8 protein-coding genes are annotated in these 11,716 nt (G+C 54.2%); 5 read left to right on the top strand and 3 right to left on the bottom strand.

Translation table 11 applies throughout. The features are described 5' to 3' along the window. Positions 1–452: 452 nt before the first annotated feature. The 4 genes from H7U12_RS01930 to secDF all read left to right on the top strand — a co-directional run bounded on the left by H7U12_RS01930 (position 453) and on the right by secDF (position 5,467). A complete protein-coding gene (locus tag H7U12_RS01930) occupies positions 453–1,049 on the top strand; it encodes a non-canonical purine NTP diphosphatase (RefSeq protein ID WP_186632039.1) in 597 nt (198 codons plus the stop codon). Positions 1,050–1,213: 164 nt separating this feature from the next. Further along, a complete protein-coding gene (locus H7U12_RS01925; protein WP_186632036.1) occupies positions 1,214–1,837 on the top strand; it encodes a uridine kinase family protein in 624 nt (207 codons plus the stop codon). Positions 1,838–1,939: 102 nt separating this feature from the next. Then, positions 1,940–2,305: a hypothetical protein gene (locus H7U12_RS01920; RefSeq protein ID WP_186632033.1), complete on the top strand. Its 366-nt coding sequence runs from the start codon at positions 1,940–1,942 to the stop codon at positions 2,303–2,305. Between the two features lie 174 nt (positions 2,306–2,479). Continuing rightward, positions 2,480–5,467 carry a protein translocase subunit SecDF gene (gene secDF / locus H7U12_RS01915; protein ID WP_186632029.1) on the top strand — a complete coding sequence of 996 codons (2,988 nt, stop codon included), beginning with the start codon at positions 2,480–2,482 and terminating at the stop codon, positions 5,465–5,467. A 569-nt stretch (positions 5,468–6,036) separates the two neighbouring features. On the opposite strand, the gene H7U12_RS01910 is transcribed toward secDF, so the two are convergent. Next, positions 6,037–8,289: a cation:proton antiporter domain-containing protein gene (locus H7U12_RS01910; RefSeq protein ID WP_186632026.1), complete on the bottom strand. Its 2,253-nt coding sequence runs from the start codon at positions 8,287–8,289 to the stop codon at positions 6,037–6,039. Positions 8,290–8,762: 473 nt separating this feature from the next. Beyond that, on the bottom strand, positions 8,763–9,158 hold the full coding sequence (locus H7U12_RS01905) for a hypothetical protein (RefSeq protein WP_186632023.1): 396 nt from the start codon (positions 9,156–9,158) through the stop codon (positions 8,763–8,765). 119 nt (positions 9,159–9,277) lie between these two features. Between H7U12_RS01905 and H7U12_RS01900 the strand changes: the two genes are divergently transcribed. Then, the gene (locus H7U12_RS01900; protein WP_186632020.1) at positions 9,278–10,159 is read left to right on the top strand and encodes a YitT family protein; all 882 of its coding nucleotides are present in this window, start codon (positions 9,278–9,280) and stop codon (positions 10,157–10,159) included. A gap of 115 nt (positions 10,160–10,274) precedes the next feature. Here the strand turns inward: H7U12_RS01900 and H7U12_RS01895 are convergent, their stop codons facing one another. After that, positions 10,275–11,696 carry an APC family permease gene (locus tag H7U12_RS01895; RefSeq protein ID WP_186632017.1) on the bottom strand — a complete coding sequence of 474 codons (1,422 nt, stop codon included), beginning with the start codon at positions 11,694–11,696 and terminating at the stop codon, positions 10,275–10,277. Between the last annotated feature and the right edge of the window lie 20 nt (positions 11,697–11,716).

Here is an 11,716-nt window from a genome sequence, read left to right as displayed (position 1 = left end):
CAGGTGCTGTCAAAAGCGGCAACACCGGGGCTGGGCTCGGGCGTATTTTCTGCCTTTACGCAACCGGCCTGGTTTCGGCTTACCCGTCAACGGGAGAACGTCCGTTTTCCGCCTGTTTTCCAAAAACAAGGCCCAAAACCGGAAACCAGCCCGAAGGCCTGCCTACTCCTGTTGCCCAAAACGCCTCCCAATGGGTTTCATTGGGGCAGCCACGACAAAATTACATCAAAAACCCTGATGACCTATTAAAAACGTGCCGGAGTTGGGGGAAGTCAAACGCGAACGCCCGGGGTAAGGGCTTCGGGCAGAAACAACTTACAGGAATTTCCGGCCTGCCGAGCCCCTGGAGCGGGCGGAAAGCAACTGGCGCGGGTTTCCTTTTCTTTGAACTGCCGTACACACGTAGTATCATTGTTGCCACTTACGTTCAACTCCTATACCGCCCTTGCCGCATGAAAATCTGTTTCGCCTCCAACAACGCCCATAAGTTAAAAGAAATCCAGCAACTGCTGGGGCCGCCTTTTGAGCTGGTCAGCTTAGAAGCCCTGGGCTGCACGGAGGAACTGGCCGAAGACCAGGACACCCTGGAAGGCAACGCCCTGCAGAAAGCAGCTTACGTGTGGAAGAAATACCAGGTGCTCTGCTTCGCCGATGATACCGGACTGGAAGTGGAGGCGCTGAACAACGAGCCCGGCGTTTACTCGGCGCGGTACGCCGGTCCCGAGCGTGACAACCAGGCCAACATGCAGAAAGTGCTGGATGGCCTGCAAGGCCAGACCAACCGCAAAGCCCGGTTCAGAACCTCCATCGCCCTCATTCTGGAGGAAGGTGAGCAGCACCTGTTTGACGGCATTGTGGAAGGGCACATCATAGAAGCCGCGCGGGGCACGCAAGGGTTCGGCTACGACCCCATCTTCGTGCCCGAGGGCCAGGACCGCACCTTCGCGGAGATGGACAGCCAGGAGAAAAACCAGATCAGCCACCGGGGCCGGGCCGTGCAGCAACTGGTGTCTTTTCTGCAGCACCGCTACGTGCAAACGGGCACCTAAGGGCTTTTCCGGCTTTGGGGCCGTTTTCATGAAAACAGCCCCAAAGCCGGTGGAATTACTCCCTTTCCATCCGCAGAGCGGACATCGCTGAAATTCTTTACTCGCTGCATTAGGCTTCGTGGTCACAAAAGCGTAATTTTGCACCCCGTAAACCATACGTATTTATGCATCAAAAGCCGTTCATTGTAGGAATTACGGGAGGGAGCGCATCAGGGAAAACTACCTTTCTGAGCAGATTACTGGCTTCGTATGCACCTGAGGAGATTTGCCTGGTTTCTCAGGACAACTATTACCACGACCGCGACAAACAGTTCATAGACGAGAACGGCTTTCATAACTTTGATCTGCCCAGCTCCATTGACAGCGCGGCCTACGCCCACGATATTCTTCAGCTGAGCAAAGGCGAAACCGTTCACCGCCAGGAGTACACCTTCAACAATCCCAACATCGTGCCGCGCCAGCTGGAGTTTAAACCGGCGCCCATTGTGGTAGTGGAGGGCATCTTCGTGTTTTACTTTGAGGAGGTGGCCAAGCTGCTGGACATGAAAGTGTACATAGACGCCAAGGAGTACATCAAGCTGCAGCGGCGCATCCTGCGCGACAAAGTGGAGCGCGGCTATGATCTGGACGATGTATTGTACCGCTACACCAACCACGTGGCGCCCACGTACGAGAAGTACATCAAACCCTTCAAGAACGATGCCGATGTCATCATCCCCAACAACCGCAACTTTGAGGTGGGCCTGGAAGTGCTGGTGACGTACCTTAACTCCAAAATCAGAAAATAACCTTTTTCAAAATGAAAGGGCACTTATCAAAAGCCTCTGCTGTTCACCCCACAGCAGAGGCTTTTGTTTTATTTCAAGAATCCTCTACCTTTGCTTATAGAGATGAAACCCGGGCACTACATACAACGTAATTGGCGGCTGCTGTTCACCAGCATTGCCTTGCTGTTGGCGCTGACTGTGAACCACAGAGCGCTGCCGGCGTATGCCCACGCCCCCGCGTCACCGGCCGAGAAAACGGCGGTGCACAAGCAGGGCCGCGACGCGGAATCATCGGTGGTGAAACAGAAAGTCTCTTTTGAGGCCACCACTTCCTTCGTAGATTTTCAGCTTGCCGAGCCGGCCCCTTTCCTGCGCCTCACCTTTGTGACCCCGGTGCAGCAGGTGGTGCACGCCTCTCTGGGTACTCCCTACTGGGCTTTCCTGCTCCAGAAAGTAGCCACGCAGCCCATTTCGCCCAACGCCCCCTAACGGCTTACTCCCGGAGAACCCCGCGTTTTAAGCCCGTTTCCGGAAAAACCCTGCATTTCCTTCGGACAACTTTGATCTCCTGGCCAGCTTCTTTCTGACGAGGGCGGGCCCGTCAAGTTTGTCCTGTATTGCTTATATTCTTCCTTTCATTTTTTATTCATCTATTCATTACCAATGCGTAACAAAGGTTTTATCCTGGTATTGACGGTCATTGTATCGGCGTTGTGCCTTTACTATCTGTCGTTCTCCCTGGTCTCCAAGGGCGTTGAAGAAGACGCCACCACGTTTGCCACCACCAACGGCACCGTAGACCATTACAAAAGACAATCGTATCTGGACTCTGTCTGGAAAGCTCCGGTGTTCAACTTCCTGGGAGCCGAGTACACCTACCAGCAAGTGAAAGAAAGCGAGCTGGGCCTGGGCCTGGACTTGAAAGGCGGAATGCACGTAACCCTGGAGGTTTCTCCGGTGGAGATCATCCGCGCCATGGCCGGCAGCCGCAGAGATCCGGCGTTTGAGCAGGCACTTACCCGGGCTCAGAAGTTACAGGCCACCAGCCAGGAGAACTTCGTAGACCTGTTCTACCGCTCTTACCGCGAGATTCAGCCTAACGCCAAGCTGGCTTCTATCTTCGCCAACAGCACTACCCGTAACCTGAACTACAACTCTACTGATAAAGAGGTCCTCACTGTCATCAACAAGGAAGTAGATGACGCGGTAGCCCGTTCTTTCAACATCCTGCGCACCCGTATTGACAAATTCGGGGTGAACCAGCCCAACATCCAGCACCTGAAAGGCACCAACCGGATTCAGATTGAGCTGCCCGGCGTAGACAACCCAGAGCGCGTGCGTAAACTGTTACAAGGAACCGCCAACCTGGAATTCTGGGAAGTTTGGAGCATCCAGGACTATGGTCCTTATTTCACGCAGCTGAACGACTACCTGGTGAAGCAGGAAGCCGCTAACAAACTGAAAGGTGCCGCCGCTCCGTCTGCCACCCTTGCCTCTGCTGCTGACACTTCTGCCACTGCCCTGACCGGTGCTGCGGCCAAAGACACGTCTGCCCTGGCTGCCCAGTTAAGCAAACCCGCTGACAGCGCTGCCGCCAAGAAAGACTCTATCAACCCGAACCAAAGCTCCCTTTTAGCGCGTCTGTTCACAACGCTGCCTAACGGCTTAGGATCTAACGTGCGTGACACCGCCAAAGTAAACGCCTTGTTTGCCAAACAGGAAGTAAGAGCGTTGTTCCCGCAAAACCTGAAGTTCCTGTGGGGCGTGAAGCCGATTGTGGCCAATGATGGCGCTGAGTTCCTGGAACTGTACGCCGTGAAAAAAGGCCGTGAAGGCAAAGCTCCTCTGACCGGTGAGTACATCTCAGATGCCCGTCAGGATTACGACCAGACTGGTCGTCCGGAAATTACCATGAGCATGAACGCCGCCGGTTCCAAGAAATGGCAGCGCCTCACCAGCGACAACATCGGTCGTCAGGTAGCCATTGTGCTGGATGATTACGTGTACTCTGCCCCAGTGGTACAGAGCGAGATCAGCGGCGGTAACTCTTCTATCTCTGGTTCTTTCACCATTGAAGAAGCCCAAGACTTAGCCAACATCCTGAAAGCCGGTAAAATGCCAGCTCCTACCCGCATTGTGGAAGAAGCCATTGTAGGTCCTTCGCTGGGTCAGGAAGCGATCAACCAAGGCTTGCTTTCTTCTTTGGCCGGTATGGCCTTGGTAGTGGTGTTCATGTTCGCGTACTATAGCAAAGGCGGACTGGTAGCCAACATCTCCCTGTTCTTCAACATCTTCTTCATCATTGGTATTCTGGCGCAGTTTGGCACAGCCTTAACGTTGCCAGGTATTGCCGGTATGGTATTGACCATGGGTATGTCTGTGGATGCGAACGTACTGATCTTTGAACGGATCAAGGAAGAACTGCACGGTGGTCTGAGCATGCCCGAAGCCATCAAGAAAGGATACAGCAAAGCGTTCAGCTCTATCTTTGACTCCAACGTGACCACGTTGCTGGCCGGTATCATCCTGTACTTCTTCGGTTCCGGTCCGGTAAAAGGATTCGCGATTACCCTGATGATTGGTATTGCCACCTCGTTCTTCTCTGCGGTGTTCATCTCCCGTCTGTTGGTAGAGTGGATGACCAAAGGCAAAGAAACCAGCAAACTTTCCCTGGAGACCCCGCTTTCCAGAAACTGGTTTAAAAACATCAAGTTTGACATCCTGGGCAACCGCAAGAAAGCCTACATCTTCTCGGCTATCTTCATCCTGTTCGGGATTGTGGCCGTGTTCATCAAAGGCGAGTTGCCGTTGGGCGTTGACTTCAAAGGTGGTCGTTCTTACGTGGTAGACTTCAACAACGCGGTTCCGGCCTCTGAGGTACGTTCTTCATTGGACGACGAGTTTGAAGGCGCCGGTACCGAGGTAAAAACCTATGGAGCCAGCAACCGTCTGAAAATTACCACCAGCTACATCGCCGATGACGAGTCTACGCAAGGCGATGAAAAAGTAAGAAACGCCCTGGTACAAGGTCTGAAGCAATATCAAACCCAGAACCCGCAAATTGTAAGCTCCTCTAAAGTGGGCGCTACCATGGCCGATGACATTCAGAAGACCGCCGTTGTAGCCGTGTTGCTTGCCTTTGCCGGTATCTTCCTGTACCTGGCCTTCCGGTTCAGCCGCTGGCAGTTCAGTTTGGGTGGCGTTATCGCCTTGATTCACGACGTGTTGATCGTGTTCTCCGCCTTCACCATCGCCAACCTGTTCGGGGTTTCCTTTGAGATGGACCAGGTGTTCATCGCCTCCATCCTGACCATCATCGGTTACTCCATCAACGATACCGTGGTAGTGTTTGACCGTATCCGGGAATACTCACAGGAGAACCCACGCATGAAGTTCAGCGATATTGTGAACCCAGCCTTGAACAGCACGTTCAGCCGTACCATCATCACCAACTTAACGGTGTTGCTGGTAGTGATCATCCTGTTCGTCTTCGGTGGCGAGACCCTGAGAGGTTTCTCCTTCGCGATGCTGGTTGGTTCCTTGACCGGTACGTACTCTACGCTGTTCATTGCCGCTCCAATTGTAGTGGACACCACCAACGTAGACAAAGAAAGAATTGTAACCGCCAAACCAGTAGTGACGGCCGGTTAATTCTAATAAACCTCATCATTGAAAAAGGCCAGACAGATGTCTGGCCTTTTTTGTCTCTCTCTGCTGAGCTGCTGAATTCTTGCTTAGCCCCCTTCCAAACCTGTGAGGTCTCCAAGACCTCACAGGTTTTCTCGTTTTAGGCCTGTTTTGCTGAAATCAGGCTCAAAACGGCTTAGGTGGAGACACTCGTAGGAGCTGCGCACACTATGAGGTCAGTGAGAGTTCTGAGTTCCTGAGTCCTGAATCTATGAATAGAAACAGCTGGCGCGAGACTTCAGTCTCGTGACCAAGGATGATGCGAGTCTCCAGACTCGCCGGGAACCACTAGCAGATTATAGACCGCCTGAAACAAGAAATGCATTCTCTTCTGAAAAGGATCTGGTTTGAAGCTGTTTTCAGAAAAACACCCCATAAAAAGGCCAGCTGATGGCTTAGCCTTTCTATGGGTTGAAATTTTACTGATTCTTCATTTCCAAATCAGCGGAGGGGTTTTAGGGCTTGATTTCCAAAAACAGCCCTAAAACAGAAATAGCTTGAATTTCTGGAAACCAGATGAGCGCTTTCCTTGATTATAGCGGGGCCGGTTCATTCACCAACGTTCCCTCTAGTAGCTTGATGCGCCTGGGCACGCCCACAATCCAGACGAGGTCGCCTTCCTCGAACACGAGTTCGGAATCTGGGTTCAGGATGCGCTCGCCTTTTCGTTCGATGCCCACAATCAAGCCCTTCGTTTTTTCCCGAACCCCTGAATTCCGGATGGATTTCTGCAGGAGAACCGAGTCTGATTTCACCTGCAGTTTCTGCAGCCGGACCTCTTCTTTCTGGCCCTCGGTTTCATCTTCCAACAAGACCTTGGTCTGGATAAACCGCCGGAACGCCTCTACCTGCTCATCTGACCCGAAGACGTACAGCTTGTCTCTGGGGAATAGCAGCTCGTTGCGCGTGGGAGCCAGAATGGTACGGTCGCCGCGTTCGATCACGGCCACGTTGATTCCGTATTTCTCCCTGATCTGGAGCTCCAGCAGGCTTTTTCCTACCACCGCTGACTCAGGAGACACCTCAAAACTGGTCAGGTGCACGTCCCAGGGCGTGAGGGTGTGGTGCATCTTGGCTGCCTCGGCCATCTCGCGGGCGTTCAGGTTCCGCACAAACCGGTTCTCAATCCGGATGTAGAACCGCTGGATTCGCTTGGAGAACACCACCATGAGCGCCGTGATCAGCAATCCGCCCAGAACCGCCAACTGCACTGAGAAGAACTGGTTCAGCAGAAACCCGATGAACAGGATGGCTACCACAATGCGGCCAAATTCCAGGACAATGACCAGGCTCCGGTAGTTGCGGTTGGCCCAGATTCGCCCTTGCGCCTCTTTCTGCGGATGGTGCACCGCCAAGGCCCACAGAAACGGCGCCATGAAAATGAGGGTGATGGCAGTGGTAGCGATGTCGCCCAAGGTTCCGCCCACCACATGCTCTGTGATGAGCGGGTTCAGGTAACGCGCCGAGAGCAGCACAATGCTGATGATGACCACCGAGTACACCACCAGATTGATCACGTAAGACTGGAAAACCAGTTTCCAGTCGCTGGTGGTGGAGATGGTCTGGGTGCCGGAACTGTACTCGTTGAGCGATTTGCGCCACTTTTCGGGCAGGGCCCGGTCTACTTTCTGGTACAGCGGCTCGGCGAGTTTGATCATGTAGGGTGTGGTGAACGTGGTAATCGCGGAGACCGCCACCGCTACAGGGTACAGGAAATCGCTGGTCACTTTGAGCGTCACCCCCAGGGTGGCGATGATAAACGAAAACTCCCCGATCTGCGACACGCTCATCCCGGACTGGATGGAGGTTTTCAGCCCCTGCCCCGAGATTAAACCACCCACCGAGATGCTCAAGGCTTTCCCGACCAGCGTTACCACGGTGATCACGGCAATGGGCCCGGCGTAATTGACAATGGTGGCCGGGTCAATCAGAATACCCACCGAAACAAAGAAAATGGCCCCGAAAAGGTCTTTCACCGACGAAATCAGGTGCTCGATTTTCTCGGCTTTGGTGGTCTCGGCCAGAATGGAACCCATGATGAACGCGCCCAAGGCGGGCGAGAATCCGGCCTGGGCCGCCAGAATCACCATCAGGAAACAGAGCGCGAGCGAGACAATGAGCAGGGTCTCGTCGTTCATGAGTTTGCTGGCCTTGCGCAGGAACGTGGGAATCAGGAAAATCCCGCCCAGAAACCAGAGCATCAGGAAAAACGCCAGTTTGAGGACCGCACCCAGCATCTCGGCACCGGCAAACTGTTGGCTCACGGCCAGCGTGGAAAGCAGCACCAACAGCAAAATGGCCACCAGATCCTCCACAATGAGCACGCCGAACACCAGGCCCGCAAACCGTTGCGATTTCACGCCCAGCTCGTCAAACGCCCGGATGATGATGGTGGTGGAAGAGATGGAGAGAATGCCGCCCAGGAAAATACTGTCCATGGTGGACCAGCCCAGAATCTGCCCGGCCAGGTAGCCCAGCAGCAGCATCACCACTACTTCAATGAGCGCCATCACGGAGGAGGCCCCGCCCACTTTCACCAGTTTCTTGAAGCTGAACTCCAGCCCCAGGCTGAAAAGCAGGAAAATGACCCCAATCTCGGCCCAAATAGTAATGTTCTCGTTTTCCATGATGGTGGGAAACAGCGCCACGTGCGGCCCGACCAGCAGCCCCGCAATAATGTAGCCCAGCACCAACGGTTGCTTCAGCTTTTTGAAGAGAAGCGTGGTAATACCGGCCGCCCCAAGAATAAGGCCCAGGTCGGTTACCAAATGTGGTAGGTGTGTCATATGTTAAAATCTTGTGATCGAAAGAAAACGCGAAGGTGGGGCGGAAAAAGTCCGGCAGGCCACCCTCGGTTTATGTCAAGGATGCAGGCGCACGGCATTTGCGCGCACTTAAAAGCAAAACCAACAGGTAGCGTCAATTCCAGGTAATTCCATTCGTCTCTGCGGAAGGCAGGAGCAAGCTGAGCGTCATCAGAAACCTTCAGCGCCCAACTGAAGAGCGGATTCGGGGCTGTTTTCAGGAAATTGCCTTAAAAAACGGTCTGGAAGAGTAACTAACCCTCCAACCGCCTGACCCGAAATCCGGAACCAGAAAATTGGCCTGAAGGAAACCGCCCCGAACTGGAAGGTAATTCAAAGGTTGCTTCCTACTCCTCTCCCCCGCTCACGCGTTGGAAAAGGCATCTTAGCGGTTTGTCTTTCTACGTGACCAAGACGAAAACCGGTAAATTAGGCACAGGAAACAGGTGAGCGGTTTACGGGGCGTTGGGCTGCAGCGAAGAAGGCAACAACCGCGACAGGAAGAGCGAAACAAAGGAAATGCCGTCGTGCAGGTCGGGCGCTAGGCCAGCCAGTAAAGCAAAGGAAAGTTCCGGCGATGTGGGCTTCAAGGCCGGCGGAAACTTAAGCTCCGGAGAGGAGGAAGCTTTGGCATCGGGGAAGGCATGAACGCCTTCCTGCTTCACCTGAGAACGTTCGCGGTCAGCCGAACCCGGTGCCGTTTCGAGGGCGTTTTGTGCAGAACGGCCGAAAAACAGAAAACGGTACACCTCTGCCTCCTGACCCGGCAACGTCACCGCCCAGAGCAACACCACCCACATGAGTGGGTATTTCAGGTGATGTTTCGCTATTCTGAGGACGAGATTCAGCATTCTTACAAAATAAAAGCTAAATGCCTTAAATGGCAAATGTTCCTCAACACTAGACGATAAACACAATCTGCTTATCTTTAAGAGCCCAGAACCCACAGGTCCTTAATTTCCCTTTTTTGATGCCGACTACCACTACCCCTCACTTCACTTTTGCCTCAGAAGTTAAAAGCGTCCTGCTCATCCTCCTCGGAATTCTTTCGGCCAGCATGGGCCTGAAAGGCTTCCTGCTCTCCAGCCACCTGATTGACGGCGGCGTGACGGGTATTTCCATGCTGCTGACGCACCTCTTCGGGATACCGCTTTCCCTGCTGATTGTGATGCTCAACCTGCCGTTCATCTTCATGGGCTACCGGTATGTGGGCCCCGTTTTCGCAATTAAAAGCGCTTTGGCCATTGTAGGACTTTCTCTGAGTCTGGCGCTCATCACTTTCCCTGATTTCACCTCAGACACCATGCTCACCGCCATCTTCGGGGGCGTGTTCATTGGCTTGGGGATTGGGTTGGCCATGCGCGGCGGCTCGGTGCTGGACGGCACGGAGATTGCCGCCGTACTGGTGAGCAAAGCCTACCCGGTTCTGAAGGTGAGCGACGTGATTCTGATCCTGAACATCATCATCTTCCTGACGGCTGCCCTCTTCCTGGGTACTGATGTGGCGCTCTACTCCATTCTCACGTACTTCTCGGCCTCCAAGATGATCGATTTTCTGCTGCACGGGATTGAACAATACACGGGCGTGACCATCATCTCGGCACTGAGCGAGGAGATACGTGTCACCATCACCGAGAAGCTGGGCCGCGGCGTGACGATCTACCAGGGCAAGCGCGGCTTCGGGAAACGGGGCCACAATCAGGAAATCGACATCATCTTTACCGTGGTGACCCGCCTGGAGATTCCGGCCCTGCGCCGTGAGGTGAAACTCATTGACCCAGACGCTTTCCTGATCCAACAAAGCATTGATGACACCGATGGCGGAATGGTGAAAAGAAGATCGCTGCACTAAGCTTCAACCAATTCGCCTGCACGCAGGTAAAATCGGGAGAGGTGTTTTGGGTCTGTTTTCAGTAAAACAGGCCCAAAACACCTCTTCTCTTATCTGGTAAAAGAGCGCAGGAAATTTACACTCTGCTGACTTCTTGTACCGGCTCCTCTTTCCGGACGTTGTTTTTCAAAAACCACCAGTACATGGGAATGCCCGTAAGCATCAAGATCATGCCAATGCCTGCTTCCCGGGGACGCACGAAGATGGTGTTGCAGAACAGGGCCGCGCAGAACAGCACCATGATGGCGGGCACCACGGGGTAACCCCACACTTTGTACGGACGGGGCGCATCGGGCATTTTCTTTCTCAGGATAAAGACACCCAGCGTGGTGGCTCCGTAGTAAATGAACACGGCGAAGATGATCATGTCGGTGAGTTGGTCAAAGGTGCCGGATAGCACCAGCACACAGGCCCAGACGCACTGGAACACCAGGGAATTGCCCGGCACCTCGGCTTTGTTCAAGGCGGCCGCTTTCTGAAAGAAAAGTCCTTCGCGGGCCATGGCGAAATACGTGCGGCAGCTGGCCAGAATGGTGGCGTTGGTGCAGCCCAGCGTGGTAATCAGGATCAGCACCGAGATAAAGAACCCGCCCGTTTCCCAGAAGCTTTTCACGGCCTCAATGGCGGCAATCTTGTTTCCGGCGGCGTACACGTCCTCCAGCGCCTCAACCGGCAGCAACGACAGGTACGTCGCGTTCACCAGCAGGTAAATCAGAATCACCGTGAGCACGCCAATGGTGATGCCCCGGGGGATGTTCCGTTTCGCATCTTTGATCTCGCCGCCCACGAACCCAATGGCCGCCCAGCCCTGGTACGCCCAAAACGCCGACAGCATGGCCGCAAACACCGCGCTGAAGGTGACCGGCGTATTGTTGGTGGTTCGCAGATCGAAACTCCGGCTCAGGTCGGCTTGGCTGCTGCTGGCCCCGAAGAAGATAATGAGAAAGATGCCCGCAAAAACGAGCAGGAGAATGGCCGTACTCAGCCCCGCTCCCGCTTTCATGCCTTTGGTGTTGATCCAGGTCAGGGCCACAATCAGGAGAATGGCCGTGAGTTTCATGCTCAGATCAGCGAAGGGATAGAAAACGCCGGCCACGTTCACGTCTGCCCAAGACGGCAACAGCGTCGGAATGGCTGCCAGACTGTGCAGTGACTGGGCAAACACATAGGCCAAAGAAGAAATGGCCGCCGTCTGGATGACCGTGAACAATGACCAGCCATAGATGAAGGCGAAGAACCGGTTGTAGATGCGCTTGAAGTAGGCGTACTCGCCGCCGGTATCGGCTAGCAGACCGGCGATCTCGGCGTTGCTCAGCGCCCCGAACAGCGTGATGATGCCACCCAACACCCAGCAGACCAACACCCAGCCTGGTGAATGGAGCTCGGCGGCCATGGGCGCGACTTTTTTGTACACGCCCGAGCCAATGATGTTCCCGATCACCACCACTACCACCAGGCGTAAACCCAGGGACCGGTTCAGTTGCTTTGTATTGCTCATAACTGCCGCATTGTTTCTCT

This window comes from Rufibacter sediminis (assembly GCF_014269285.1).
Lineage (GTDB): Bacteria > Bacteroidota > Bacteroidia > Cytophagales > Hymenobacteraceae > Nibribacter > Nibribacter sediminis.
The sequence above is the reverse complement of the archived record's forward strand: the minus strand, read 5'-3'. Positions and strand labels throughout refer to the sequence as shown.